The organism is Halonotius sp. F2-221B (assembly GCF_046719765.1).
In the GTDB taxonomy this organism is placed as follows: domain Archaea; phylum Halobacteriota; class Halobacteria; order Halobacteriales; family Haloferacaceae; genus Halonotius.
In genome coordinates this window covers 49,954-74,852 of record NZ_JABEBY010000004.1, presented here as the reverse complement: position 1 = coordinate 74,852, position 24,899 = coordinate 49,954, and the positions used below count along the sequence as shown (strand labels likewise).

Here is a 24,899-nt window from a genome sequence, read left to right as displayed (position 1 = left end):
GAACCACAGCCGGATCGCCGGCCAACCACCGCGTAGACGCACAGCAGCGACAGTATCTCAGACGTACAACAACGGCAGCATCAACAGCACGCCGGCGGCGATCCCGGTTGCCAACTCGCCGTAGCCGCGACGCGGGAGGTCAACACCGGTGGCCAACGCCTCCGGGATGAACTCCGTGAGGACGAGATAGATCATCGCGCCGGCCGCAAAGCCGAAGCCGAAGGGGAGGAACGACTCGGCCCAGGTGACAAACGCGAAGGCGATGACCGCGCCGATCGGCTGCGGAAGGCTGGAAAAGACCGCCGCGCCGACCATCCGCCACTTCGAGAGCCCCATCGCCCGCATCGGGATGGCGATGGCGGTGCCCTCGGGGATGTTGTGGATCGAGATGGCGATCGTCATAAACACGGCCAACAGCGGCACGGAGATACCGAGCACGCCGACCCCGCCCTCCAAGCCGAGTTCCGCAAACGAGACGCCGACAGCGACGCCTTCCGGAAAGCTGTGGACGGTCAGAATCCCCAGAATCAACACGAGCTTTTTGAGGTCGCCCTCGGCGAAGGCCTCGACATCGATCGGATGGTCGTGGCTGTGGGGTTCCCCGTCGCCATCGGTGCGTGCCTCGCCGTCGACGGCGGCTGCCGCGTCAGCGTCGGGGTCGTCCGCGTGGTCGTGGCCGTGCGCCCCATCGTGGCCGCCGTCGCCACCGACATCGGCCGCATCGAGCACGCGATCAGCAACCTCGACGAGGACAACCCCCGCAACGAGGCCGCCGATCATGAGCGTCGGCAGCCCGTCGCTGGCGTAGGCCAACCCCTCGTTGACGAGGCCGAACAGCGATGCGGCGACCATGATCCCCGAGGCGATCCCCCACAGCGCGACGTTCCAGCGGTCGCTGAAATCCTCGACGAAGAAAAACGGGATCGCCCCAAGCCCGGTCGCCAACGCCGTGATCAGCCCGGCAACAAAGACAAGCGCTACATTCACCAAGAAGCTCATATCGGAGTGTTCCCGTTCGATTGCAAAGAAACTTTGCAAGTTAAAAACAAAATTTTGTCTAACCTAAAACAGATCCGGCTGGTGGCCGACTATCGCAGACGACACGGCCGTTGGTGAGGCGGTGTCGTTTTGCCCGCCGGATCCAAACAGCGGTGTATGTGGCGACGCAGCTATCTCTCGGCCGTTGGCGCGGTCGGCATCGGTGCGGTTGGCGGCTGTCTCGGCGGGCCAGCGGGCGGATCGGATCGCTCGGAGCTCACCGTCGAAACGGTTGTCGAGGGACTCACTCATCCGTGGGGGCTGGCCGTCGATGACGCCGACGAATCGCTGTTGGTCACCGAGCGCGACACCGGGCGGCTGCTCCGTGTCGATCCCGCGGACGGCACGACGACCGAAATCGGTGGCGTGCCCGCGGTCGACACGGCCGGACAGGGCGGCCTCCTCGATGTAACATGGGGGCCGAACCAGGAGTGGATCTATCTCACCTACGCCGTCGCCAACGAGGCCGGCGAAACAACGACCCGACTCGGCCGCGGCCGACTCGCAGGCGGGGGCGGCGAGAGCGACGAGGGCGACGGCGACCGACTGACCGCGTTCGAACAGCTGTATACGGCCGAGCCGTTCGTCGATGACAACGGTCACTACGGCTCCCGCGTTGGGTTCGATACCGATGGCTATCTCTACATGACCGTTGGCGACCGCCAGTTCAAGAACTTCGGCCCCGACCACGTCGCCCAAGACCGAACCAACGATCTCGGAACGACGCTCCGCCTGCGACCGGATGGCTCGATCCCCGACGACAACCCCTTTGTCGATGACGCCGAGGCGCGGGACGCGATCTACAGCTACGGCCACCGGAACGCACAGGGGCTTGACCGCCACCCCGAAACAGGCGAGATTTGGGAAAGCGAATTTGGTGAGTCCGACGGCGACGAGATCAACGTTATCGAGCGCGGCGGCAACTACGGCTGGCCGGTCGCCGACGAGGGCTGCACGTACGGCACCGGCCAGCCGATCGGCGTGAGCCACGACGACCGCGAGGACGTGATCGCGCCGGTCTTCGGCTGGCCCTGCGGCGAGGACGGCCCCGCACCGAGCGGGATGACGTTCTACGACGGCGATGCGTTCCCCGAGTGGCAGGGTGACCTCTTCGTCGGTGGGTTGGTCACCCAGCGCGTCGTGCATCTGGTGGTCGATGGCGACGACGTACGCGAGGCGGAACCGTTGTTGGCCGACCGCCAACAGCGGATTCGAGATGTTACTGTCGGTCTTGACGGCGCGTTGTACGTCGCTGTTGATGCCGGCGACGCGCCGATCCTCCGGCTACTGCCGGCAGCCTGACCCTCACTCACAACGATCGGCGATCCCCGGAGATAACGCCTAACACGCCGACCACGATACCGACCCCGATCGACGGGAGGCCGGCCTCCGGTGGCATCCAGCCGGCAAGCCAAAGCAGGCTGGCCGTGATGATGACCACCACACCACCCAACGCCGGGCTGACACGCATGGCAACACTCCCAAGAACGACAACCAGAAGGATCGAGAGAATCGCCCGCATGACCGCCTCCCGCTGTTGTTGGCGTGCCGGGTTGCGGATCGTCTGCTGGCCGCTGATCGCCGCATCGTTCGTCGTCGTCGCCTCGTAGTCGGCGTTCCAGTTTGCGTCCGTGGTCTCCTCGGGCACCGGCACGTCGGCGGTCACGTTTTGCTCATAGCTGTCGTCGAGAAGGAGATTCGACGCGTTGCCCGCCTCGCTGATCGACAGGTCAGCGGATCGAACGTTCGAGAGATTGACCGCGAGCCGGTCGCCGTCCTCGCCGCTCCGGTAGGCCGTCGAGATGTTGAGCCCATCGATGGATTCGGTGGTGGTGTACTGAATGGCTTCGATCGGCACCGCGGTCGGTGAACTCGTCCGCGGGGTGAAGCTGCTGACGTAGGTTTGGCCGGCGGTTGGATCGACGATGATGACGCGGTACCGCTGGTTGCGCTGGACGGCAGTCCCAAAGCCATCGCTTCCGAGGCGGTCGCCGGCGACCGTTCGGTACTCGGTGCCGGACGCTGTCGGCACCGGTCGCTGGAGTCGGATCACAGACCGCTGTTCGTCAAAGCGGCCGGTTTGGTCGTCCAGCGTCAGCCGTGGCGACACCGCCGCCACCGCGTCGTCATCCGGCAGCAGATAGGCCGGCTGTTGGTCGATCCGGGCGGGCAGCCGGACACGGCGGTCGTAGTAGTTGCCCCCAGCGGAGAGATCGGCGGCAAACCGCTTGTTGACCGGGAGCCCGGTCATGTTGATCGTCCCGTCGCTGGTCGTCTGCTGGGTGATCGGCTCGCTGGCCCCCACTGGGGTGAGTGAGACGTCGACCTCGTTGCCGTCGATCAGCGAGCCGTCGGTGACATCCCGGATCGATAGCTCCGCGGGCAGCTCCGCCACCCGGATCGCCTGCTCGCCGCTCGGGAGATCCTGAAACGTCGCTGTCCCCTCGGGGTTCAAGGCGGTGTCGGTGGCGACAACCTGACCCTCGTCGACGGCGGCGACACCGCTGTCGGTCGGGACGCCACTGACCGAGATGGTGACATTTTCGCCGGCCCGGTAGCTGAAATCAGGTTCGTCGTCGCTTGTGTCGATGCCGGGCGTCGAGAACTGCTCAAACTGACCGTCGAGTTCGACGGCTCCGATATCGCTTCGGTTGACCGTCACAGGGTTGCGCCTCGCATCGACCGATTCGATCCCGACCGCCGATCGGTCGAAGGCGGCGTCGCTGACGGTCGCCGACGCCGGGCCGTCGCTGCTGAGCCGGAGGGGGCCGCTCTGCCAGGTGTCGTTGCCGACGACCGGCGGCGACTCAAATACCTGGGCATCGGTCGCCGTGACCTCAAGACCGGTGTCGGTCTCGTAGGTCAGATCGTCGACGGCCGTGTTCGTGATGACGGAGTAGGAGATCACCGAGACCGGAATCGCCATAAGGCCGACAGCGATCACGACGACCAGCAGTTCGTTTCGGTTCATCAATCAGGATGGCAGAGGCAGGCATCGGGCTGCCGTCACGCCATGTGTGCGATACGTCTCTGTTGGGCGGACGGTTAATACCGTTTATCGGCGATCAATGGGATACGCTGGCTCCCGCCAGTTAGCAGATGCAGTCGTGTGATCGACCGGCGAGCTTCGGGACGTGGTCGTGCATGCACTCGGCGTACGCAAGCATCGCTTCGGCCTGCTCCGCGGTCGCACGCTCCTGTTGGTAGTACGTCCCGTTGCGGTGGTTCTGCCAGAGTTCGACCAGTTCGGTCTTCGTCGCCTCGGAGCAGACGCCAGCCTGCACCCCGTACTCGAAGGTGTCCTCGTGGTTCAGCAGATCGTTCGTCTCCGCCAACCCCTGATCGACGACGTAGAACTGCACCGTCCGTTCGAGTGCCGCAAACGACCCCTCGACCACCAGCGTGTGGTGTCGATCGATGTCGCGCAACGCCCGAATCCCATCCAGGATGCGACACGCCTTTCGCAGCTGCAGGAGTGCCTCGCCTTCCACATCGAGTCCCGGTTCGATGGTGCCGCGTCGGGTGAACGCAGCCACGGCGGCACTCAACTCGTCACTACACGGATCCGCGTCACTCATCGCCGACCACCTCCGCAGCGTCGGCACCGCCCAGTACCACATCTTTGACCCGTTCCAGCGCGTCGGAGTCTTCGATCACGATGCCCTCGGTCAGCAGCTCGTCGATCCCGTCGTCAGCCTCGCCGTGACTCACCGCCGACTCCACAGATTCGACCAGCACCTCGAACTCGTAGCGGTTGCCCGCGTCGCCGAATCGCTGCTCGCCGAGGTCGGCGGCGATGTCGGTTGCTGTACGGCGCGCTTGGAGAAGATCGTCGTTGTCGTCGACGAGTATCCAGAGATCGATATCGCTGCGGCGATCAGCCTCGCCGCGGGCGACGCTCCCAAAGACGACCAGTGCGGAAAACGACGGCACCGCTGTGCGAGCCTGTTCGGCAAACGCTCCCACCGGTTCGCGAAACTCATCCTGCGGCACCGCAAACAGCGACTCATCCGGGATCGTCACCCGGTTGCGGTTCAGACGCACGCGCTTGCTTCGCCCACTCTCATCAACGCAGACGAGTTCCAGTTGCTGGAGCAGGTCGACCGCACGCGTTGTCGTCTTCGAGCCGTTGTCGGTGATCTCACGGAGTTGGCGCACAGAGAACGCCCTGAATGGATTGCGAACCAGGAGTTCAATCACATCCTCCATCGCCTTATACCGGAACACCTGCTCATCGCCGAAGGGGAAGGGAACCTCCAATCGTACGTGCTGTTCACTATTAGTGCCCATGTACACTATCAGTGTCCAATAGACTAAAAATAGTTTCCCACCCGAAGTATCTCGGCGGCACCACGAGGACGACCCGCTTGGGGTCGTGACGACGACTGCTGGCTATCGCTCCCAAAAGTAGTCCCGGGCGGATTCGAACCACGAGGACTCGCTCCGCTCGCCCTCTGGGTATCGAATCCACCGACGGCTATTCGTTCTCACTTCGTTCGAACAGAATAGTCCCGGGCGGATTCGAACCGCCGTCATAGGCTCCAAAGGCCCATATGATTGGCCACTACACCACGGGACTGCACTCGCAACTCGGGCTGGCGATTACATTAGTCCTTTCTTTTCATCACACCGCGACGCCCATCAGGGATATACGCCACCGGTGTCAGTGGTCGATATGGGACTGCAACGCGTTGGCCTCCTCTGTGGAACACTCGGGCTCGCGGTGGTGTTGCTGACGGCCGTTCTCTTCGGCCCGGCCGCCGGCGGCACCGACGTGGCCTGCCCCGACCACGAGCCGCGCTACGCGCTGGAGGCGGTCGATATCGACTCACTCGCCGTCAGCTACACCGACGGCTGCAACAGCTTCAGCCTCCAGCCGCTGATCACCGGCGGCGTCGGGCTGACCGCGCTCGGCGTCGCCATCGGGTTGGTCGGCGTCGGCCGCGCAACTGTCAACACTCGGTAGGTGATTGATTTCGAGGCACCAACCAACTCGCGGGAAATGGGCGGATTTAACCGTCAGTCCGACCCGCGTAGAGACGTATGAGACTTCACGAGTATCAAGCGAAGGAGATCTTCGGGGAGGCTGGGATTCCGGTACCGGAATCGCAACTTGCCGACAGCGTCGATGGGGTTCTCGACGCGGTCGACGAGATCGGCTACCCAGCGGCCATCAAAGCACAAGTCCACGTCGGCGGCCGCGGGAAGGCCGGCGGTATCAAGATCGCAACGAGCCGCGAGGAAGCACGGGAGGCCGCCGACTCCATCCTCGGAATGGATCTCAAAGGCTACACCGTCGACCGCGTCCTCGTCGAGGAAGGCGTCGATTTCGTCGACGAATACTACGTCGGCGTGACGATGGACCGCGGCGCGGGCGAACCCGTCGCCATGGTCTCCACGAAAGGCGGCGTCGATATCGAGGCCGTCGCCGAGGACGACCCCGAGGCGATCGCCCAAGAGCACATCGACCCCGCCTTCGGCCTGCATCCCTACCAGGCCCGCAAGGTCGTCTACGACGCCGGCGTCCCTGCCGAGTATGCCCGCGACGTGTCGTCGATTCTCTCAACGCTCTACGAGCTCTACGAGGCCAACGACGCCAGCGACATCGAGATCAACCCCGTGATGATCACCAGCGACGACGACGTGATCGCCGCCGACGCGGTCATGAATATCGACGAGGACGCCCTCTTTCGGCAGCCCGATCTCGCCGATATGGAGGAGGACTCCTCCCAGAACGACCTCGAACGCAAGGCCGGCGAGTACGGCTTTGACTACGTGCGCCTCTCCGGCAACACGGGCATTATCGGCAACGGCGCGGGCCTCGTGATGGCGACGCTTGACCTCGTCGACTACTACGGTGGCACGCCCGCGAACTTCCTCGACGTTGGCGGCGGCGCAAAGGCCGACCGCATCGGCAACGCCCTCGATATGGTTTTCTCCGACGAGAACGTCGACAGCGTCGTCTTCAACATCTTCGGCGGGATCACCCGCGGCGACGAAGTAGCGAAGGGCATCAACGAAGCCCTCGAAGACTTTGAGGAGATTCCGAAACCGGTCGTCGTCCGACTCGCCGGCACCAACGCCGAGGAGGGGATAGAGATCCTCAACACCGACCTCGTGCAGGTCGAAGCGACGCTCGAAGACGCCGTCCAACGCGCCGTCGCCAACGCCGAGGAGGTGGCCCAATGAGTGTGTTTGTCGACGACGACACCCGCGTCGTCGTGCAGGGCATCACCGGCGGCGAAGGGAAGTTCCACACCGAGCAGATGTTGGAGTACGGCACCAACGTCGTCGCCGGCGCGGTGCCGGGCAAGGGCGGCCAGGAGGTCGCCGGCGTCCCGGTGTACGACACCGTCGACGAGGCCGTCGACGCCGAGGACGCCAACGCCTCGGTCGTCTTCGTCCCGCCGGCGTTCGCCGGCGACGCGGTCTTCGAAGCCCTCGACACCGACCTTGACCTCGTTGTTGCCATCACCGAAGGCATCCCCACACAGGATATGGCGAAGGTGAACAAGCGACTCTCCGAGGTCGACACGAACCTGATCGGGCCAAACTGTCCGGGGATCATCACGCCGGGCGAAGCCAAGCTCGGCATCCTGCCGGGCAACATCTTCGAATCGGGTAACGTCGGCCTCGTCTCGCGGTCGGGAACCCTGACCTACCAGGTCGTCTCGAATCTGACCGACCGCGGGATCGGACAGACGACCGCCATCGGCATCGGCGGCGACCCGATCATCGGCACCTCCTTCATCGACGCACTGGAGGCCTTCGAGGCCGACACCGACACCGACGCGGTCGCCATGTGTGGCGAGATCGGCGGCGAGGACGAGGAGCAGGCTGCCAAATACATCGCCGAGAACATGGACACCCCGGTCGCAGGCTTCATCGCCGGTCGCACCGCGCCGCCGGGCAAGCGGATGGGCCACGCGGGCGCCATCGTCTCGGGTTCCGGTACCGGTACCGCCGACTCGAAGATCACCGCGCTCAACGACGCCGGCGTTCCGGTCGCCGACACGCCCGGTGAGGTCGCCGAGGCGATCGACGACTTCCTGTAGCCGCCGCTGGTCCCTGTTTTTGCTCGGTTGTTTGGGACACCAACCAGTCACGAGAGATACTATCAGCTGAGATACAATAATTTAATCCACATTCAATTGTAAGTACATGTATATGGCCGGAGCTGCGTCGGCCGCTGGCAACGATGGGCCATGCCCGGTGGAGATCGCCTTCGGTGAGAGTGGCGTGCCGAACGACTGCCAGGTCACCAGCAACCGGGTGCGCTGTTCGCCGCTCGACCATCACGCCGATCTCATCCCGATCCCCGCGGGTGTCCGGATCGCCAAAACATTCGGCCACGACGAACTCAGAGGCGGCGGGTTGATGACGGCGGCGGAGATCGTCCGGCCGGCCTACCGGCTCAAATCGGAGTTCAGCAGCCGCGTGGCCGGTGGCTTCTTCGCGGACGTGATGACGCCGTCCCACGAGCTGTATCCGATGACCGTCTTCTATGGGTTCCGGCTGGTGACCGCCAGCGACTGGGGGCTCTCGACGGCGATCGCAGAGCAGATCACGACCCACTTTGCGGACGCTGATCTCGTGAAAACGGGATCACAGGAGTTGATCGTCATAACCAACACCGATCCCTTCCCCCATCAGCTGATCGAATCGATCAGAGGTGCGAGCCTATAAACCCGGGGAGGCACCAACCCCGGATGTGACCCGCGAGTCCACGCCGGGCTGGGAGCCGTATTTTGGCTTCGAGTCGCCCTACGAAAACCAAGCCGACGCGATCGAAGCGGCCATCGAGACCGTCGGCGACCGTGGCTATCTCGCCATGGAGGGCCCCTGTGGCACCGGGAAGACGATGGCCGCGTTGACCGCGGCGGCAACGCTGCTCCGCGAGACCGACCGATTCGACAACATCTTCGTCGCCACGCCGGTCAAACAGCAACGCCAGCAGTTCATCGATGACCTCCGGACGATCAACCGCGGGGTCGACACCCCGCTGGCCGGCGTCGCCCTCGTCGGCAAAACCGATCTCTGTCCCTACGGCCGCGAAGATCTGTTCCCGGCCGATTCAAGCGTCCACGACCGGTGTGAAGACCTGCGAGACTCGACAGCCAACCTCATTCGCGCCGACGACAATGACGGCGCGGGCGAGGCGACAACGCAATCGTCGATCGCTTCCCAACTGCTCGGCAGCGTTGCCGGTGCGGTCGGCGGCGACGACGCTGACGCCCCCGAGCCGGCGGCCCGCCTCACCGCCGGCCGTGAGGCTACCGAACAGTGGTGGGATACCGAGCGCGCACTCGAACTCGTTCAGACGGCGCAGCAGGATCTCCGCGCAGCTCAGCAGTCGGGCGGCGATGTCGACGCCAACCCCCTCAAAACGGCCGGCGCGAGCGCGCCGTACGGCACCGCCCAGCCGGCCGCACCCGAATCGATGACCGAGGGGGAGTCGACGCCGCTGTACTGCCCCTTCGAGGCCGACTGGTACGCCCGCGACAAAGGGTCGCCCGTCGGCTTCGAGCAGGGCGTCGATCACGTACTGTCGACCGAAGAGTTCCTGCCGGCGTCGGTCGGGGCCGGCACCTGTCCGCATCGGGCGATGGGCGTCCTGCTGGAACACGCCGATGTCGTCATCGGCAACTACAACCATCTCTTCGACAGCCGCACCCGCAACCTCACCGAACCGATCCTCGACGAGCGCACGCTCGTGATTCTCGATGAGGCCCACCGGATCGAGGAACGCGTCCGCGATCTCGTCAGCGATACGGTCGGTCGGGTGACGCTCACACAGGCCCAGCGCGACCTCGGCGAACTGCTGGATCGCGCCAGCCAACACCCAGACAACAAGGAACTGGTCGAAAAGCACCTCGCCGAACACGACGTGCCCTACGAGGCGGTCGAACAAGCCCGAACGTTCTACGGCGAGGCGGTCGCGTGGCTCGACGACCACGTCGACGACGCGCTCGCCGAGCGGTTCGAGGGCTACGCGGCCGGCTATCCCGACGACCTCCCCGAGGAGCGGATCGAGATCGAACTCCGCGATCCCGAGGTCGATGAACGCGATAGCTTCACCAAGTGGGCCGAATCGGCGGGCTACGATGGCGCGTTCTTCCGGACACTCGGGAAGGTCGGAGGTGCGGTCGAGGACGCCCTCTCCCAACTCGGCGTCGACCGCGATTGTGTGTGTACCGCGGTCGGCGCACGCTTCGGCCAGTGGTGGACGCGGGATCACACCGCGTTTTTCCGGGAGATCACGCTGGAGCCGACCGACGCCGACAGAGATCGTCTCGATCCCGAGTGGCGAACCGCCTACAACGCCTCGCTGGTGATGTACAACTGTATTCCCGCTGAACAGGTAGGCGAGATCTTAGGCGAGTTTGGCGGCGGCGTCCTGATGAGTGCGACGCTGGAACCGCTGGACGTGTTCGAAGCGGTCAGTGGGCTGTCGTCGGTCGCAGATGGGAGCAGCACAGCCGGGAGAGCCGACGATCGACCGCCCCGCCGCGTCGACCGCCGCAGCTACGATCTCGCGTTTCCCGAAGCCAACCGCGAAAGCTGGATCGTCGACGTGGAGCCGTTCACCGCCCGGAACCGCGGCGACCCGACCGGCCCCGATAACGCGACCCGGGATCGCTACGCCTACGTTGCCCGCGAGATCGCCCGCAGCCACGGAAATATCCTGTTGTGCTACCCCAACTACGCCGAGGCGAAGTGGGCCGCGGGCCGGCTCCGCGAGGAGATCGACAAACCGGTGTATCTCGACGAATCCTCAAGCCACGAGATGACCCACGCGCTCCGCGAGGGGTTTGTTGACGACGACCACGCGGTGTTGGTGACGAGCACGCGCGGGACGCTGACCGAGGGTGTAGACTACGAGGGCGAGGAGTTACACACCTGTGCGGTGTTCGGGATTCCGCTCGTCAACATCGGCTCCCCGCGCGTGCAAGCGGTACGACACGCCTACGGCGATCGCTTTGGCGAGGACAACGCCTTTGACTACGCGCTGACGGTGCCGGCCGTCCGGCAGGTGCGACAGGCGATCGGTCGGGTGCTACGGGGGCCCGAGGAGCGCGGCGTTCGGGTGCTCGTCGGCGAGCGATACCTTCCCGACAAACCACGATCAGTCGCGCCGTTTTTCCCCGATCAGGAGCGTGCGGAGTTTCGGCGGTTAACGCCGGAGTACCTCGATGGGCAGTTCGAGGCCTTCTGGGGCTGAGGCTGACTGTGTGGTAGCACGCAGCAAAAAGCAGCCGGTGATCCCGCAGCGACCGTCGCCGTCGATCAGTGATCGATCCGATCTGGCGTCGTGCAGTCGCTTACGCGCGCAGTTCGTCGAGCGCCGCCTGGAGGTCGGCCTTATCCTGGACGCCGACAACGCGGTCGGCGGCCTCGCCGTTGTGATAGAACTCGATGGTCGGAACGCTGCGGATCCCCTTCTCGCCGGCCAGTTCCTGTAGCTCGTCGATGTCGACTTTGAGTACCGCCGCGTCGGTCTCGGCGGCCAACTCTTCTACTGTAGGGGCCAGCATCTTACAGGGCCCACACCAGTCGGCGTAGTAGTCGACGAGGGCAACGTCGTTGTCGGCGATCAGTTCCTCGAAGTGGTCGCTGTCGGAGACGTGGATCGGCTCGGTGGCTGCTTGGCTCATATTACCTTCTTCGGTAGCATTACATATAAGCATGAAGGGGCGATGCCGACAGCACACACAACCGCACCGCTCGACGGCCTACTTAGCCCTCGACCGTGTATTTCAACACCACGCCGTCGTCCAATCGCTCGATGTCATCGAGCGTGAGCGCGGGAAACTCTTCGGTGAAGCCCTCGCCGTCGGCCAGCGTCGGCGCGTCCCGGCCGCCGATGATTTGGGAGCCCACAAACACAGAGAGTTCGTCAACGAGCCCGGCGTCGACGGCCGAAAAGATGAGTTCGCCGCCGCCCTCGATCATCAGCCGTTCGATCCCCTCGTCGGCGAGGCGGTCGATCCCGGCGGCGAGATCGACGCGGTCGTCGCCAACGACGATGATCTCCGCACCAGCATCAGCTAGTTCGGTTCGCCGCTCCTCGGGTGCCTGTTCGGAGACGAGGAGATAGGTCGTCGCCTCGTCGTCGAGAATGCGGGCATCGAGTGGGGTTCGGGCCGTCGAGTCGGCGACGACGCGGGCTGGGTTGCCCGGCCGGCCGTGTCGCTGCCGCTGGACGCGGCGGTCGGTCACGTCGAGGGTGAGATGTGGGTCGTCGGCCAGCACGGTGCCGACGCCGACCATGACGCCGTCTGCGGCCGCCCGAATCCGGTCGACGCGGTCGAAATCCTCGGGGCCGCTGATGGCGAGCTGCTCCCGGCGGTGGGAGGCGAGTTTGCCATCGACGCTCATCGCGGCGTTGACGACGACGTGCATACCGGTATTCAGCGCGTGATCGACATCGGGGTTTCGATCGCGGCGCGCGATCAGTGGCTATCTATCGGTATGCAGAGACAAGCAGCCAAACAGGTGAATCAGTCGGCCGACCAAACCACGGCCTGGCGGAATGAAAGGGCGAGACGCGCTCGGCGAACCCCGGCGACGTAAGCACCACAGCGAACGTAGTGAGCGAGGAGCGCAGCGAGCGCGCGGTCGACCGAAGGGAGACCGCGACCCGCTCGAACGGCGAGCGGAGCGAGCCGTGAGAGTCCTGGGAGTCGAGCGCGTCGAGGGCTTTCTACACAGATTTCTCTCTCACAACTACTTTTCTGAACGCCATCCAGTCGTCGGCACCAAGCTACTTGGCTGCTGAACCCAAACGCAGGGTATGGTTACCCTGTACGCGCTCGATGGGTGTCCGTACTGTGAAACCGTCCACGACACCCTTGCCGACCACGGAATCGACTACGAAACGATCTGGACGGAGCCGCTCCACTCCGATCGCAACGAGGTCAAACGCGTCAGCGGCCAACGAAGCGTGCCCGTCATCATCGACGAGGAACGCGGCGTGACGATGGCCGAAAGCGAGAACATCTGCAGCTTCATCGAACGGAGCCTGGCATGACCATCTACACCGGCCGCGGCGACGAGGGACTCACGGATCTACGGGATCGCTCCCGGGTGTCGAAAACGAACGTCCGGATCGAAGCCTACGGTGTCGTCGATGAGGCCAACTCGTTGATTGGCCGCGCGCGACCGACCGGCTACGACGATATCGATGACTGGCTGGCTGGCGTGCAAAACCACCTCCACATCATCCAAGCGGAGTTCTCGATGCCGGAAGCTGATGATCCCTCGATTGAGGAGGCTCACGTCGAGGAGATTGAGGATTGGATCGACACCGCCGACGAGGAGCTTGAGCCACTCACCGAGTTCATTCTCCCGGGCGGCAGCGACAGCGGGGCGGCCCTCCACCACGCCCGGTCGGTGACCCGGCGCGCCGAACGGCGGGCGGTCGAACTCGCCAACAACGAGCCGATCAACGCCGAGGCGTTGGTGTATCTGAATCGGCTGTCGGACGCGCTGTTCACCTTCGCGCGGCTGGTCAACGCCCGCGATGAGGTGCCGGAGGAGTCGCCGAGCTACTGAGGCGAACGTTCGAGTGTCAGGAACCGAAGCGGGCGACGACCGACGGGACAGACGGGCGGATGCGGTCGTCGCGGTGCGGATGATGCCAACGATGCCGTCGTGACACGACGGAGGCGATGCGATCCGGCCGCAACGGAGGTGGCTCCGTCACCGGCCGTGTCTTTAGGTTTGCCTAAACCATTGTATAGGTTTTGATTTAGGTAAACCTAAAAATGGATGCCCGAACGCAGCAGTGGGATGGGCAGACCGCCTGAGAGCGAAAACTGTTGTTGTGACGAGGACACAAGAGCTTTATCTGTTGCCGACGAAAGGACAGATATGAACAAGCATTTCAGTGATACCCGATACTACCTCACCCAAGCCGCATCGCACCTCAAACGCGGGCTCCACGAGGAACTCTCGCCGGTCGTTCGGCGGGTTCAGCGGCGGTTGGGTCGTGAGGTTCCGGAGCCGACACCGAAAACGCCGGCCGAGAAGGCTCGGGTCGCCGCCAAGCGGTCGACCGAACGCGTCGTGGAGACCGCAAGCGACGCGAAACAGCGCGTCGACAACTACCGTGGCGGCGACGGCGACGCCGCTGCCTGACGGTCGGTTCCGGTTCGTTTTACGCCGCAGTGCGTCGCCCGGAGAGAAGGCTTTAAGTCCAGCCGAGAGGTAGCAGGTTTCGTCGGGTCGGTGGTCTAGTCTGGTTATGACGGCTCCTTCACACGGAGCAGGCCGGCGGTTCAAATCCGCCCTGACCCATCAGCTGACTTACGGTTTTTGAAGGACGAGAATCACTCGGTAGCATGCCTGAGATATCGATTCTATCCGTTAATTATTGTGTGGGCTGGCCCACTGTCTCAAACGCGGTCACTCGGCGCTACGAACCACCGGGGCGTTAACTCCCAACCCTATTCAGTGAGCCAGAAATAGTCTCTTCGTGATGGCACCAAACTCCCAGTGGATTCTTTCCAAACGGCCGGCTGGAGAACCTGATCTTGATTGTTTTGAACGCACAGAGACGGAGACAGATGAGCCAACCGAGGGCGAGATCCTTGTTGAGACTCGGTATCTCTCGGTTGATCCATACATGCGTGGGCGGATGAGCGAACAGGAATCATACGCTGAGCCGTGGGCGGTCGGCGACCCATTGAAAGGCGGCATCGTCGGTGAGGTTGTCGCCACCGAGAGCGACGCCTACGACACCGGTGACCTCGTTACGGGTGAAGGACTTTGGGCTGAGTATAGCCGCTTGGATGCTGACGATGTGGCCCCAGTCGATCCGTCGGTGGCACCGCCAGAGGCGTATCTTGGCGTGCTTGGAATGCCCGGCCGGACAGCGTATTTCGGCCTGCTTGAGGTCGGTGATCCCTCGCCGGGTGAGACAGTTGTTGTCTCCGGGGCTGCGGGGGCTGTCGGCTCTGTGGTCGGCCAGATTGCGAAATTGAATGGCTGTCACGTCGTTGGGTTTGCGGGCAGTGATGCGAAAACACGCTGGGTGACCGACGATCTGGGCTTCGATGCTGCAATCAACTACAAGACCACCGATGACTATCAGGCCGCCTTGGCGGATGCGGCTCCCGATGGCGTGGATGTCTACTACGACAACGTCGGGGGGCCGATCACTGATGCAGTCTTCACGCAGTTGAATCTGGATGCGACTGTCGCTGTCTGTGGCCAGATCGCCCACTACAATGCTGAGTCGATGCCGACTGGCCCGCGAAAACTTCCCCAATTGATTGCCAAACGGGCAACCGTACAGGGACTGCTTGTCGGTGACTTTTCGAATCGTTTTGCCGTGGCCACTGAACAACTCAGTGAGTGGGTTGCAGACGGGACGCTCCAGCACCGAGAGACGGTCGTCGAGGGGCTTTCGAACGCGCCGGAGGCGTTCTTGGGGCTGTTCGCCGGCGACAATATCGGCAAGCAGGTCGTCCGAGTGACTGAGGAGTCGTGAGCGAGCGAGACGCATCAAGAGCCGAGCGAGATGACGGCTCCTGTCCGCGTTCAAATCCGCCCTGACCCATTCTCGCTGTTTATCTCAGAATCGATCAGCCGCCACGGAAGAACTCGTTTCGCGTCTCCTGCAGCACCGTCCGGGCGTGCCCCGATGGATCAGCGTTTGGTGGGTCGTAGACGGCAGTAACCGCTCCATCGGCGAGGACGAACGTTCGGCGGTCGACCATTCCATCTGTCGGTTCAAGCCCAAAGGCGTCGGCGAGGTCGCCGTCGGGATCGGCCAACAGGTCGAAGACGAGGCCTTCGGCGTCGGCGAAGTCGGCATGGGTCTCGACATCGTCCATCGAGACACCGTAGATGTCGACGCCGATCTCCTGAAACTCCGGAAATGCGGCCTGAAACTCCGCGGCCTCGGTCGTACAGCCGCCGGTGAAATCCTTCGGGTAGAAGTAGACGACCGTCGGCTCGGTAAATTCGGGAGTTACTGTCTCGCCGTGTTGGTTCTGTGCGGTGATCGCGGGGGCCGGATCGCCGACATCAAGCATACTTGTCTGTCGGTCGCCGCCGGCATACCGGTTGTGATCGTTGCGATGCTGTGCGTTTCGTGAGACATGCTACCAATCCACAGTGATTTATCTGTTGAGCTCGAAGAACAGATATGTTTGCAACACTCCTCGCGGTGCCCGCCGAGCAACAGCTGCTGCTGAAGCTCCAATCGACGGTCGTGATGGTACTCTTCGGGCTCATCGCCGGGCTTGCATTCAAGCAGGTGTTACAGGCGGTCATCGGGGACGGGTTTATTCACGCAAGCCCCTCTCGTCGGTCGCCGTGGCGGTAGCGGATGACACAACCGAGGATTTTTATCCATCGAGCCCGTGTCATGTGTTGTCATGTGCCACCACGTAGATATCGCCATCGACTGGGATGAGGTTGAGACCGAATCGGAGTCACGAACCGAGACGATCGAAACAGCCGACGCCGAGGATCCGGAACTCGACGCCGCGGAATCGCCGGAAGAGATCGCACCACCGGCTGACGACTAACGAAGAGTCGCCACGGATTCTCGCTTCGAGGACGACCGCAGGTGTCGACGGGGTCACCAGCGAGTCATTTTTACAACGACCGTCATCTCAGGGATTCTACAGCAGGTTGAAGTAGTCGACTGCTGAATCCCCTGCCAGAGTACCATCCCGCCACCGACCAATGAGCCCACCAGCCACGATCCACGAGAGGGGTGACCGAGGGAGTCGATGATCGGATCGCTCGCCGGCACAGCGATCGCACTCGTATTTTGGGTGACGCTGGTGCTGTATGGGGGTTCCTCGTTTTGGTGGCTGCTTGAGGTGACAGTGTTAGCCCGCGGCTGGCAGGCTGACGACGAGACCGAGATCGGCCTCGACAACATCCAGGTGCGGATTCTGACCTACAACTCGCCGTCGACCGTGCAGGTGACCGTCAACTCGGTGCCGGAGGGGATCGGCGCGACGAAGGTGATCGCCGAAGCCGAGATGGATATCGACGGCGCGGCTGTCCACGTCGTTCCCGACGACTTCGAGAGCGCGGCTCAAAAGAAGGGTCGGGCCATCGAATGGGCACGAACGCACGTCGAGTGCGAGCAGGAGTACATCCTCTATCTCGACGAGGACAGCATCATGGTCAACTTCGAGGGGTTGCCGGCAGCCGATCTGATCCAGATCAGCGAGCACCCGCTGCGAACCGGGTCGTGGTGGGTCTACCTCTGTGAGGTGTTCCGGGTCGGCTACCAGCGCGAACAGCGCGCGTTCCACCGGATGGCGTACCCGCTCTACGCCTGGGGTGGCGCGGTCGCCGTCCGGCACGAACTCGAAACCGAGGTGACGTGGGACGTGCCGACGATCACCGAGGATACGACCTACATCTGGCGCGCGGCAAAGTACGTCGACCAACAGGGCGGCAAATTCGAGTACCGGCTGCTCAACAGACGGTTTCGGAATCAGGCTCCGCCGACGATTCGCGGGATGTTCAATCAGCGACGGCGGTGGATGTCGGGGACGCTGCAGGATATGTATCGGCTGCCGAAGCGGTACCTCCCACTCCAGTTCACCCGGATCATTACGTGGACGCTGTCGCCCGTGATTCCGTTGTTGTCGGTGTTGGCGTTTCTGTACCCGCAGTTCGTGCCCCAACACGGGCTCTACCAGATCACCTCAATCGCCCTGTTCAGCATGCTGTTCGTCTACATGATCGCCGGGCTAATCGAATACAAGAAGTATCCCGAGGTGTGGCCGATCTATCTGGTGTTGACGCCGATCGTCGTCGCACTCCACGCGGTCGGCGCGCTGTGGGGGTTGCTGCGGCCGGCGACGGATTTCAGGATCACCGAAAAAACACCCGGGCGCGTCACCCAAGACCAACCGGAGCGTGCGAGTGCCGAAACGCTCGCCGACCTGAATCCCGACCTCGATGCGGAGATCATGGAACCGAACGAACCGATAGAAGAAGACGAGGCGACTGCCGCAGGGAACGACTAACGGTTTAGCCCCACGTGTCGCCGCCAGCGTACTCGGCTTCACACTGACGGCAGGTGTCGATGCCGAGGGCAGCGTAGATCCCACACGTGCCTGTCAGCGCGCTTGTGACGAAAATAAAGACAAACAGCCCGAGACCGCCCATAGCCGCCAGCGTCGTCGACGACTGCGGAACTGACGTGTAGAGCCACAGGATAGCACCGAGAGCGATCGGTGTCAATAAGACTCGGGCGATTCGGTCACGACGGCCAACGTTCGTTTTTTGACCGCTCATACTACCTATTACGTCGTTGAGATTAATAAACCAACCGTACAGCGGCTATCTAATGGATAGATCGACAATCAGTACAGCGGGTTTTCGATGTGAAAAACGACGTTCTCCACGACAAACGACCTAGTGATTGACTGATACCGTCCGACAGATCAGAGATCATTGTTTTTTCCATACACGAATCCACTCGATGTGCAGTTGTTCTGTCCACCTGGTCGTCAGGTCTGCATGCCCGATCCGATTGACGTGATTCGAGAAAACAAGCCCAAAGGGTCGTGCCGCGGTCGCTGTGAGCGATTCCAGCATCGCCGGCGGTGCTGATCGGCGGTAGATGCGATTATCATTGAAATACCACTCGATGCGATCTGCAAACCACGCACAGCCGAACGTATTGAAGCGTGCCGTGAGGTCGATTCCAGTCTCCTCTACGGCCGGATCGTGTTCATGCGTTTCTCTGTCGTTCGGTTGGCCTGACTCGCTCCAGTGAACGTCCATATGGAGCTGCTGTCGCTCCTCTTGTGGGGCAGTTTCCCCCGGCTGAAAGAGTTCGACAATATCGATTTCCGGTGGCCAGTTTCGGTTTGCTGGATGCATCCAGAACGCAGGCAATACGCCGGTTCGACCGGGGAGTTTGAGCCGTGCTTCAATATACTGGCCCGGAACTGGATCAATCGGAATCCCGGTCGTTGGGTGGTTCGCTCCGCCGGCGACGCTGGAGTTGATCACGCCTTGAAAACAGCCATCCGGCCCTGTGCCACGCGATTCGACCTCCAGTATACAACTGCCGTCATCGACGTGGACATGGTCAGCACTCACGGTTGCGTCATCGTCCGGAATCCACTCCGCTCGGTCGATGAAGCCGACGGCCCAGCGATCCGTGTCGAATTCGTCCCACTGTTCATCCACAGTAAGCTGCCAGTCGCCTGATGAACCCTCGTTTTCAAATGGTGGAGGGAGTGTGTTATTTGATTGGTTCCCGAGACAGCCGGCAACGCTGGCCGTACCGAGGCAACTGAGAAGCGTTCGGCGCGGGAGCTTGCCGGGAGCCATGAGAGAGGCTTAGAGAGACATGTATTTCAATCATTCACCACTCATCGACATGTTTGCCGGTGAGATCGCCGCCGAAAGAACCCGCTACGCTGACCGGTATTTTTGATTTTGACGCCGCTCGGCGTGTGCGTTCACTCGGTCGGAGCAATATGGGGACTATTCCGCCCAATCGAGCGCTTCGAAGTGACCGAGCGAGTCGATCCGACGACGCCAGCGGAATCCCACGAGGAGCTATCGCCGGAAGACCTACAGAATCACGATGGCAGGGATCGACGCCTGCGTGACTCCGATGGCGCGTTCGAAGACGTGCTGTTTGGTGTTGAGTAAAGATGTCAACCCAGTTTCCCGAAAGCAAACTGGACAGTTGACCGATTCAATCCCAGCCAGAGCGATGGCTTTATTACTCAGGTAGCTACTTAGTGTAGGTACATGTCTCACCACGACACGGAGGACACGTCGGATTCCCCGGCGGATCGAGTTCTTCGAGGGCACATTGACTAACACTGACGAAATAGAGTCAGTACGACTTTTCGACACGACGCTGCGTGATGGCGAACAGTCACCACGCACCTCGTTTGATTACAACGACAAACGCGCCATCGCCGAGCTGCTCGACGAGATGGGCACCCACGTCATCGAGGCCGGGTTCCCCGTCAACTCCGACCCCGAGTTCGAGGCCGTCTCGGATATCGCGGCGGCGACCTCAGCGACGACCTGCGGGCTCGCCCGCGTCGTCGAGAAGGACGTCCAAGCGGCGATCGACGCTGGCGTCGACATGGTGCACGTCTTCGTTTCCACGAGCGACGTGCAGCTCCAAGACTCGATGCACGCAAGCCGCGAGGAGGCAGTCACCCGCGCGGTCAAAAGCGTCGAGCAGGTTCGCGATGCGGGCCTGGAGGTCATGTTCTCGCCGATGGACGCCACCCGCACCAACGAGGCGTTCCTCGTCGAGGTCGTCGAGGCCGTCAGCGAGGCCGGCGTCGACTGGATCAACATCCCCGACACCTGTGGCGTCGCAACCCCAACCCGGTTTGCGAAGCTCATCAGGCTCGTCGGCGAACACACCGACGCCCGGATCGACGTCCACACCCACGACGACTTCGGGCTGGCAACCGCCAACGCGATGGCCGGCTTCGAGGCCGGTGCCCACCAGGCGCAGGTCTCGGTCAACGGCATCGGCGAACGCGCGGGCAACGCGGCCTTTGAGGAGGTCGTGATGTCTGCTGAAAGCCTCTATAACGTCGATACCGGTATCGACACGACCCGGATCACCGAGTTGGCGAAGCTCGTCGAGGAGAAGTCGACGATCCCGATCCCGGTCAACAAGGCCGTCGTCGGCGACAACGCCTTCGCCCACGAAAGTGGCATCCACGCGGCGGGCGTCATGGAGAACACCGACACCTTCGAACCCGGCGTGATGACCCCCGAGATGGTCGGCGCGTCTCGGGAGTTCGTCCTCGGCAAACACACCGGCACCCACTCGGTTCGCAAGCGGTTAGAAGAGCTCAACTACGAGCCGAGCGATTCCGAGGTGCGGGCGGTCACCAAACTCGTCAAAGAGTTCGGCGCCGAGAAGGAGCAGGTCACCGACAGCGTGATCGCACGCTTCGCCGAGGAGGTCGGTGTCAGTGAGGTCGACTCAGAGGAGGTACGGGTCTGATGTCCGTCCCCTGCTCGTTTGCACCCGGTGAGCGACAGCCGCAGCCAGCCGACAGGCCGTCGGGAGCTTGGTGGTCAGTAGCACACCGATCACGGCAAACGCGTAACTATTATTATGAACCGTGTCATTCCTTCGGGTACGATGCCACAGCAACTCCCTCTCGGCGCGGCGGTCACCCGAGTCAGTGCTGTCGGCGTACGCGGTATTGTAGGGGTCTAACCCCGACTCCACCTTTTATCCCCACATCCGGCGTTCGATCCACACCCCCAGCAGGTGTCGAACTCACACAAACCCGACAGCAGACCATGCATTCACGACCGACAGCACGCGACCAACCGACAACAGGAGCAGGCCAATGAGCGAAACAGCGAAATCACATCCCGACGCCGACGAGGAATCGACAACCGAAGAAACGACCACGGAAGCGACGACCGACGCCGACGACGCGACGCCCGTCACCGATGGCGCGACGGCTATCGTTCGCGCGCTCGAAAACGGCGGCGTCGAACACGCCTTCGGCGTCCAGGGCGGGGCGATCATGCCCGTCTACGACGCGCTGTGGGACTCCGATATCGAACACATCACGATGGCCCACGAGCAGGGCGCGGCCCACGCGGCTGACGCCTACGGCGTCGTCGCCAACGAACCCGGCATCGCCTTAGCCACCTCGGGGCCGGGCGCGACCAACCTCGTCACCGGCATCGCCGACGCCAACATGGACTCCGACGCCATGCTCGCCCTGACGGGCCAGGTTCCCAGCGATATGGTCGGCTCCGACGCCTTCCAGGAGACCGACACCACCGGCGTGACGATGCCGATCACCAAGCACAACTGGTTCGCCAGCTCCGCCGACAGCATCGGCGACACCGTCGGCGAGGCGTTCGCGCTCTCGGAGTCCGGCCGCCCCGGCCCGACGCTGGTCGATCTCCCGAAGGACGTGAGCTTCGAGGAGACCGACACCGAACCCGGCGAGCCCGAACTCCCGGCCGGCCAAGAGCCACCGACCACGGCCGATCAGGAGAACGTTGAGGAAGCTGCCCGCGCCATCGAGCGCGCCGAAAAACCGCTGCTGTTGCTCGGCGGCGGCGTTATCAAGGCCGAAGCCAGCGAGACAGCCCGCGCGTTCGCGCGAGAACACGGCATCCCCGTCGTGACGACGATGCCCGGCATCGGCACCTACCCCGAGGACGACGATCTCTGTCTCTCGTGGGCGGGCATGCACGGGACGGGCTACGCCAACATGGCGATCACCCACACCGACTGCCTGATCGGCGTCGGCACCCGCTTCGACGACCGCCTGACCGGCGGCATCGACACCTTTGCGCCTGAAGCGGAGGTCGTCCACATCGATATCGATCCCGCCGAAATCAGCAAGAATATCCACGCCGACTACCCCTGTATCGGCGACGCGGGGACGGTGCTCGACCAGCTGACGGAAGAAATGGATCGGGAGCCCGACGCCCGCGAGTGGCGCGAGCAGTGCCAGACGTGGAAAGAGGAGTATCCGATGGACTACTCGGTTGACAAGGACGCCCCGCTGCGCCCGGAGTTCATCGTCGAGGCCTTCGACGAGGCGACCGATGACGACACCATCGTCACCAGCGGCGTCGGCCAACATCAGATGTGGGCCTCCCAGTACTGGGAGTTCACCGAGCCGCGCACGTGGGTCTCTTCGCACGGGCTCGGCACGATGGGGTATGGCCTGCCGGCGACCATCGGCGCGCGCTTCGCCGCTGACGACGATCAGGACGTGGTCTGTTTCGACGGCGACGGCTCCTTCCTGATGACGATCCAGGAGCTGTCGGTCGCCGTCCGCGAGAACCTGGATATCACGGTCGCCGTCCTCAACAACGAGTACGTCGGGATGGTTCGCCAGTGGCAGGACGCCTTCTTCGAGGGCCGTCACATGGCCTCAGAATACAACTGGATGCCCGAATTCGACAAGCTCGCCGAAGCCTTCGGCGCAAAGGGCTGGCGCGTCAACGACTACGACGAGGTTGCCGACACCGTCGAAGCCGCACTCGACTACGACGGCCCCTCTGTCATCGACTTCCACATCGATCCCGACGCCAACGTCTACCCGATGGTCGCAAGCGGCGCACCGAATGGCAAATTCGCCCTCTCGGAGGATCAGCTATGAGTGAGAACCAACAGGGCCTGCAAGGGCCGCCGCCGGAGGAACGCCCACACCCGGACGGCCGGCGCAACAGCCAAGGGATTCGGATCGATCCCGAGGTCGAGGCCGAACCCGACAGCCGCACGGCGATGATCTCCGCGCTCGTCGAACACGAGCCCGGCGTCCTCGCGCGGGTCGCGGGGCTGTTCTCGCGGCGACAGTTCAACATCGAGAGCCTGACGGTCGGCCCGACGACCGTCGAGGGCAACGCCAGACTCACCCTCATCGTCGAGGAGCCCGAACCCGGCATCGACCAGGCAAAAAAACAGCTCGCCAAGCTCAAGCCGGTCATCTCGGTCGGCGAGCTTGAGGGCCGGCCGGTTCGCTCCGAACTTGTCCTGCTGAAGGTCAACGGCGACGACCCCGATAAAGTTCAAGCGGTCACTGAGATGTACGACGGCGAAACGCTGGATGCCGGCCCCGAAACCATCACCGTCCAACTCACCGGCGAGTACGACGAAATCGAAGACGCGCTGGACGCCTACCGGCAGTTCGGCATCATCGAGATCGCCCGTACCGGCCCGACCGCCCTCGCCCGCGGGAGTACACCCACGACACCCGGCGAGAAGCCCGCTGCGGAGGCAACCGCCGTTGGCGTCGAAGCCGACGGCGGCGACGCTGGTGGCGATTCGGCTGAAAGCCAAGCCGAAACCACCAACTAAGGGGGGCGTCTTTCCCGAGACACAATGGCAGACGAACTCGACGCCACGATCTACTACGACGACGACGCAGACACCGGCTATCTGGACGACGCCACGGTGGCGGTCATCGGCTACGGCAGCCAAGGCCACGCCCACGCCCAGAACCTCAACGACAGCGGGATCGACGTTGTCGTCGGCCTCCGCGAGGGTTCCTCCTCGCGGGACGCCGCCGAAAGCGACGGGCTCGACGTGGCGACGCCGCCGGAAGCCGCCGCGCAGGCCGATGTCGTTTCGATTCTGGTTCCCGATACGGTGCAGCCCGCGGTCTACGACCAAATCAAAGACGAACTCGACGCCGGCGACACGCTGCAGTTCGCCCACGGGTTCAACATCCACTACAACCAGATCCAGCCGGGCGACGACATCGATGTGACGCTCGTCGCGCCGAAATCGCCGGGCCACCTCGTTCGGCGGAACTACGAGGCCGACGAGGGGACGCCCGGGCTGGTCGCCGTCTATCAGGACGTGACCGGCGACGCGAAAGAGCAGGCCCTCGCGTACGCGAAAGGCATCGGCTGTACGCGGGCGGGCACCATCGAGACGACGTTCCGCGAGGAGACCGAGACCGACCTGTTCGGCGAGCAGGCCGTCCTCTGTGGCGGCGTCACCAGCCTCGTCAAACAGGGGTACGAAACGCTCGTCGAGGCCGGCTACAGCGAGGAGATGGCCTACTTCGAGTGTATGAACGAGCTGAAACTGATTGTCGACCTCATGTACGAGGGCGGCCTCGGCGAGATGTGGGAATCTGTCTCCGACACCGCCGAGTACGGCGGGCTGACCCGCGGCGACCGCGTCGTCGACGACCACGCCCGCGAGCAGATGGAGGAAGTCCTCGAAGAGGTACAGGACGGCACCTTCGCCCGGCAGTGGATCACCGAGAACCAGGCCGGCAGACCGAACTACGACCAGCTGAAGACCGCCGAGGAAAACCACGAGATCGAGGGCGTCGGCGAGGAGCTGCGCGGCCTCTTCTCGTGGGCCGACGAGTAAATACGGATGG

27 protein-coding genes and 2 tRNA genes are annotated in these 24,899 nt (G+C 63.2%); 19 read left to right on the top strand and 10 right to left on the bottom strand.

The features are described from left to right. Positions 1 to 57 precede the first annotated feature (57 nt). Positions 58 to 999, bottom strand: coding sequence for a ZIP family metal transporter (locus tag HKK80_RS03770; protein WP_411798284.1), 942 nt, complete (start codon positions 997 to 999; stop codon positions 58 to 60). A gap of 156 nt (positions 1,000 to 1,155) precedes the next feature. Here HKK80_RS03770 and HKK80_RS03765 point away from each other — a divergent pair, with 156 nt between their 5' ends. Further along, a complete protein-coding gene (locus HKK80_RS03765; RefSeq protein ID WP_411798283.1) occupies positions 1,156 to 2,340 on the top strand; it encodes a PQQ-dependent sugar dehydrogenase in 1,185 nt (394 codons plus the stop codon). 7 nt (positions 2,341 to 2,347) lie between these two features. On the opposite strand, the gene HKK80_RS03760 is transcribed toward HKK80_RS03765, so the two are convergent. The 4 genes from HKK80_RS03760 to HKK80_RS03745 form a co-directional block, all read right to left on the bottom strand. Beyond that, a complete protein-coding gene (locus tag HKK80_RS03760; RefSeq protein WP_411798282.1) occupies positions 2,348 to 4,009 on the bottom strand; it encodes a hypothetical protein in 1,662 nt (553 codons plus the stop codon). Between the two features lie 121 nt (positions 4,010 to 4,130). Next, positions 4,131 to 4,616, bottom strand: a complete 486-nt coding sequence (locus HKK80_RS03755; RefSeq protein ID WP_411798281.1) for a hypothetical protein — start codon at positions 4,614 to 4,616, stop codon at positions 4,131 to 4,133. Then, positions 4,609 to 5,328 (bottom strand): nucleotidyltransferase domain-containing protein, encoded by a 720-nt coding sequence (locus tag HKK80_RS03750; protein WP_411798280.1) that lies wholly within the window; start codon positions 5,326 to 5,328, stop codon positions 4,609 to 4,611. Before HKK80_RS03750 ends, HKK80_RS03755 begins: the two co-directional genes overlap by 8 nt. Positions 5,329 to 5,544: 216 nt before the next feature. Next, positions 5,545 to 5,617 (bottom strand) — tRNA-Gln (locus HKK80_RS03745). Positions 5,618 to 5,713: 96 nt separating this feature from the next. On the opposite strand from HKK80_RS03745, the gene HKK80_RS03740 reads away from it, so the two are divergent. The 5 genes from HKK80_RS03740 (at position 5,714) to HKK80_RS03720 (ending at position 11,260) form a co-directional block, all read left to right on the top strand. Then, positions 5,714 to 6,004: a hypothetical protein gene (locus HKK80_RS03740; protein ID WP_411798279.1), complete on the top strand. Its 291-nt coding sequence runs from the start codon at positions 5,714 to 5,716 to the stop codon at positions 6,002 to 6,004. 77 nt (positions 6,005 to 6,081) lie between these two features. Beyond that, positions 6,082 to 7,227, top strand: coding sequence for an ADP-forming succinate--CoA ligase subunit beta (gene sucC, locus HKK80_RS03735; RefSeq protein ID WP_411798278.1), 1,146 nt, complete (start codon positions 6,082 to 6,084; stop codon positions 7,225 to 7,227). Then, positions 7,224 to 8,093, top strand: a complete 870-nt coding sequence (sucD, locus tag HKK80_RS03730; RefSeq protein ID WP_411798277.1) for a succinate--CoA ligase subunit alpha — start codon at positions 7,224 to 7,226, stop codon at positions 8,091 to 8,093. Before sucC ends, sucD begins: the two co-directional genes overlap by 4 nt. A gap of 112 nt (positions 8,094 to 8,205) precedes the next feature. After that, the gene (locus HKK80_RS03725) at positions 8,206 to 8,724 is read left to right on the top strand and encodes a hypothetical protein (RefSeq protein ID WP_411798276.1); all 519 of its coding nucleotides are present in this window, start codon (positions 8,206 to 8,208) and stop codon (positions 8,722 to 8,724) included. Between the two features lie 25 nt (positions 8,725 to 8,749). Further along, positions 8,750 to 11,260, top strand: a complete 2,511-nt coding sequence (locus tag HKK80_RS03720; RefSeq protein ID WP_411798275.1) for an ATP-dependent DNA helicase — start codon at positions 8,750 to 8,752, stop codon at positions 11,258 to 11,260. A gap of 100 nt (positions 11,261 to 11,360) precedes the next feature. Here HKK80_RS03720 and trxA read toward each other — a convergent pair whose 3' ends face one another. Both trxA and HKK80_RS03710 read right to left on the bottom strand, forming a co-directional pair. Next, entirely contained in the window at positions 11,361 to 11,693 is a 333-nt protein-coding gene (gene trxA, locus HKK80_RS03715) for a thioredoxin (protein ID WP_411798274.1), read from the bottom strand. A gap of 82 nt (positions 11,694 to 11,775) precedes the next feature. Continuing rightward, positions 11,776 to 12,441, bottom strand: a complete 666-nt coding sequence (locus tag HKK80_RS03710; protein ID WP_411798273.1) for a 2,5-diamino-6-(ribosylamino)-4(3H)-pyrimidinone 5'-phosphate reductase — start codon at positions 12,439 to 12,441, stop codon at positions 11,776 to 11,778. 391 nt (positions 12,442 to 12,832) lie between these two features. Between HKK80_RS03710 and HKK80_RS03705 the strand changes: the two genes are divergently transcribed. From HKK80_RS03705 to HKK80_RS03685, 5 genes are all read left to right on the top strand, one after another. After that, positions 12,833 to 13,069, top strand: coding sequence for a glutaredoxin family protein (locus HKK80_RS03705; protein ID WP_411798272.1), 237 nt, complete (start codon positions 12,833 to 12,835; stop codon positions 13,067 to 13,069). Next, the gene (locus HKK80_RS03700; RefSeq protein ID WP_411798271.1) at positions 13,066 to 13,593 is read left to right on the top strand and encodes a cob(I)yrinic acid a,c-diamide adenosyltransferase; all 528 of its coding nucleotides are present in this window, start codon (positions 13,066 to 13,068) and stop codon (positions 13,591 to 13,593) included. Before HKK80_RS03705 ends, HKK80_RS03700 begins: the two co-directional genes overlap by 4 nt. Positions 13,594 to 13,911: 318 nt before the next feature. Then, positions 13,912 to 14,178, top strand: a complete 267-nt coding sequence (locus HKK80_RS03695) for a hypothetical protein (RefSeq protein ID WP_411798270.1) — start codon at positions 13,912 to 13,914, stop codon at positions 14,176 to 14,178. A gap of 84 nt (positions 14,179 to 14,262) precedes the next feature. Continuing rightward, positions 14,263 to 14,337: transfer RNA gene (locus tag HKK80_RS03690), tRNA-Val, on the top strand. A gap of 181 nt (positions 14,338 to 14,518) precedes the next feature. Further along, on the top strand, positions 14,519 to 15,532 hold the full coding sequence (locus HKK80_RS03685; RefSeq protein ID WP_411798269.1) for an NADP-dependent oxidoreductase: 1,014 nt from the start codon (positions 14,519 to 14,521) through the stop codon (positions 15,530 to 15,532). Between the two features lie 94 nt (positions 15,533 to 15,626). Here the strand turns inward: HKK80_RS03685 and HKK80_RS03680 are convergent, their stop codons facing one another. Beyond that, positions 15,627 to 16,079, bottom strand: coding sequence for a peroxiredoxin (locus tag HKK80_RS03680; RefSeq protein ID WP_411798268.1), 453 nt, complete (start codon positions 16,077 to 16,079; stop codon positions 15,627 to 15,629). A 113-nt stretch (positions 16,080 to 16,192) separates the two neighbouring features. On the opposite strand from HKK80_RS03680, the gene HKK80_RS03675 reads away from it, so the two are divergent. The 3 genes from HKK80_RS03675 (at position 16,193) to HKK80_RS03665 (ending at position 18,044) form a co-directional block, all read left to right on the top strand. Beyond that, positions 16,193 to 16,372: a hypothetical protein gene (locus HKK80_RS03675; protein WP_411798267.1), complete on the top strand. Its 180-nt coding sequence runs from the start codon at positions 16,193 to 16,195 to the stop codon at positions 16,370 to 16,372. A gap of 52 nt (positions 16,373 to 16,424) precedes the next feature. Beyond that, positions 16,425 to 16,577, top strand: a complete 153-nt coding sequence (locus HKK80_RS03670) for a hypothetical protein (protein ID WP_411798266.1) — start codon at positions 16,425 to 16,427, stop codon at positions 16,575 to 16,577. A 207-nt stretch (positions 16,578 to 16,784) separates the two neighbouring features. Continuing rightward, positions 16,785 to 18,044, top strand: a complete 1,260-nt coding sequence (locus HKK80_RS03665; protein WP_411798265.1) for a glycosyltransferase — start codon at positions 16,785 to 16,787, stop codon at positions 18,042 to 18,044. Positions 18,045 to 18,048: 4 nt separating this feature from the next. On the opposite strand, the gene HKK80_RS03660 is transcribed toward HKK80_RS03665, so the two are convergent. Both HKK80_RS03660 and HKK80_RS03655 read right to left on the bottom strand, forming a co-directional pair. After that, complete coding sequence (locus tag HKK80_RS03660; protein ID WP_411798264.1) at positions 18,049 to 18,315, bottom strand: DUF2892 domain-containing protein; 267 nt, start codon at positions 18,313 to 18,315, stop codon at positions 18,049 to 18,051. A 156-nt stretch (positions 18,316 to 18,471) separates the two neighbouring features. After that, a complete protein-coding gene (locus HKK80_RS03655; RefSeq protein WP_411798263.1) occupies positions 18,472 to 19,218 on the bottom strand; it encodes a family 16 glycosylhydrolase in 747 nt (248 codons plus the stop codon). Between the two features lie 327 nt (positions 19,219 to 19,545). Between HKK80_RS03655 and HKK80_RS03650 the strand changes: the two genes are divergently transcribed. The 5 genes from HKK80_RS03650 to ilvC all read left to right on the top strand — a co-directional run bounded on the left by HKK80_RS03650 (position 19,546) and on the right by ilvC (position 24,889). Further along, positions 19,546 to 19,689, top strand: coding sequence for a hypothetical protein (locus HKK80_RS03650; protein WP_411798262.1), 144 nt, complete (start codon positions 19,546 to 19,548; stop codon positions 19,687 to 19,689). Positions 19,690 to 19,822: 133 nt separating this feature from the next. Next, positions 19,823 to 21,022 (top strand): LeuA family protein, encoded by a 1,200-nt coding sequence (locus HKK80_RS03645; protein ID WP_411798404.1) that lies wholly within the window; start codon positions 19,823 to 19,825, stop codon positions 21,020 to 21,022. A 355-nt stretch (positions 21,023 to 21,377) separates the two neighbouring features. After that, positions 21,378 to 23,162 carry a biosynthetic-type acetolactate synthase large subunit gene (gene ilvB, locus HKK80_RS03640; protein ID WP_411798261.1) on the top strand — a complete coding sequence of 595 codons (1,785 nt, stop codon included), beginning with the start codon at positions 21,378 to 21,380 and terminating at the stop codon, positions 23,160 to 23,162. Beyond that, complete coding sequence (ilvN, locus tag HKK80_RS03635) at positions 23,159 to 23,860, top strand: acetolactate synthase small subunit (protein WP_411798260.1); 702 nt, start codon at positions 23,159 to 23,161, stop codon at positions 23,858 to 23,860. The genes ilvB and ilvN overlap by 4 nt, the downstream gene beginning before the upstream one ends. A 24-nt stretch (positions 23,861 to 23,884) precedes the next feature. Further along, complete coding sequence (gene ilvC / locus HKK80_RS03630) at positions 23,885 to 24,889, top strand: ketol-acid reductoisomerase (RefSeq protein WP_411798259.1); 1,005 nt, start codon at positions 23,885 to 23,887, stop codon at positions 24,887 to 24,889. The last annotated feature ends 10 nt before the right edge of the window (positions 24,890 to 24,899 follow it).

Bases quoted from the DNA above. Each gene is read 5' to 3' on its own strand.
- HKK80_RS03770 (WP_411798284.1), bottom strand. From the start codon at position 999: ATGAGCTTCTTGGTGAATGTAGCGCTTGTCTTTGTTGCCGGGCTGATC.
- HKK80_RS03765 (WP_411798283.1), top strand. From the start codon at position 1,156: ATGTGGCGACGCAGCTATCTCTCGGCCGTTGGCGCGGTCGGCATCGGT.
- HKK80_RS03760 (WP_411798282.1), bottom strand. From the start codon at position 4,009: ATGAACCGAAACGAACTGCTGGTCGTCGTGATCGCTGTCGGCCTTATG.
- HKK80_RS03755 (WP_411798281.1), bottom strand. From the start codon at position 4,616: ATGAGTGACGCGGATCCGTGTAGTGACGAGTTGAGTGCCGCCGTGGCT.
- HKK80_RS03750 (WP_411798280.1), bottom strand. From the start codon at position 5,328: ATGGGCACTAATAGTGAACAGCACGTACGATTGGAGGTTCCCTTCCCC.
- HKK80_RS03740 (WP_411798279.1), top strand. From the start codon at position 5,714: ATGGGACTGCAACGCGTTGGCCTCCTCTGTGGAACACTCGGGCTCGCG.
- sucC (WP_411798278.1), top strand. From the start codon at position 6,082: ATGAGACTTCACGAGTATCAAGCGAAGGAGATCTTCGGGGAGGCTGGG.
- sucD (WP_411798277.1), top strand. From the start codon at position 7,224: ATGAGTGTGTTTGTCGACGACGACACCCGCGTCGTCGTGCAGGGCATC.
- HKK80_RS03725 (WP_411798276.1), top strand. From the start codon at position 8,206: ATGGCCGGAGCTGCGTCGGCCGCTGGCAACGATGGGCCATGCCCGGTG.
- trxA (WP_411798274.1), bottom strand. From the start codon at position 11,693: ATGAGCCAAGCAGCCACCGAGCCGATCCACGTCTCCGACAGCGACCAC.
- HKK80_RS03710 (WP_411798273.1), bottom strand. From the start codon at position 12,441: ATGCACGTCGTCGTCAACGCCGCGATGAGCGTCGATGGCAAACTCGCC.
- HKK80_RS03705 (WP_411798272.1), top strand. From the start codon at position 12,833: ATGGTTACCCTGTACGCGCTCGATGGGTGTCCGTACTGTGAAACCGTC.
- HKK80_RS03700 (WP_411798271.1), top strand. From the start codon at position 13,066: ATGACCATCTACACCGGCCGCGGCGACGAGGGACTCACGGATCTACGG.
- HKK80_RS03695 (WP_411798270.1), top strand. From the start codon at position 13,912: ATGAACAAGCATTTCAGTGATACCCGATACTACCTCACCCAAGCCGCA.
- HKK80_RS03685 (WP_411798269.1), top strand. From the start codon at position 14,519: ATGGCACCAAACTCCCAGTGGATTCTTTCCAAACGGCCGGCTGGAGAA.
- HKK80_RS03680 (WP_411798268.1), bottom strand. From the start codon at position 16,079: ATGCTTGATGTCGGCGATCCGGCCCCCGCGATCACCGCACAGAACCAA.
- HKK80_RS03675 (WP_411798267.1), top strand. From the start codon at position 16,193: ATGTTTGCAACACTCCTCGCGGTGCCCGCCGAGCAACAGCTGCTGCTG.
- HKK80_RS03670 (WP_411798266.1), top strand. From the start codon at position 16,425: ATGTGCCACCACGTAGATATCGCCATCGACTGGGATGAGGTTGAGACC.
- HKK80_RS03665 (WP_411798265.1), top strand. From the start codon at position 16,785: ATGATCGGATCGCTCGCCGGCACAGCGATCGCACTCGTATTTTGGGTG.
- HKK80_RS03660 (WP_411798264.1), bottom strand. From the start codon at position 18,315: ATGAGCGGTCAAAAAACGAACGTTGGCCGTCGTGACCGAATCGCCCGA.
- ilvB (WP_411798261.1), top strand. From the start codon at position 21,378: ATGAGCGAAACAGCGAAATCACATCCCGACGCCGACGAGGAATCGACA.
- ilvN (WP_411798260.1), top strand. From the start codon at position 23,159: ATGAGTGAGAACCAACAGGGCCTGCAAGGGCCGCCGCCGGAGGAACGC.
- ilvC (WP_411798259.1), top strand. From the start codon at position 23,885: ATGGCAGACGAACTCGACGCCACGATCTACTACGACGACGACGCAGAC.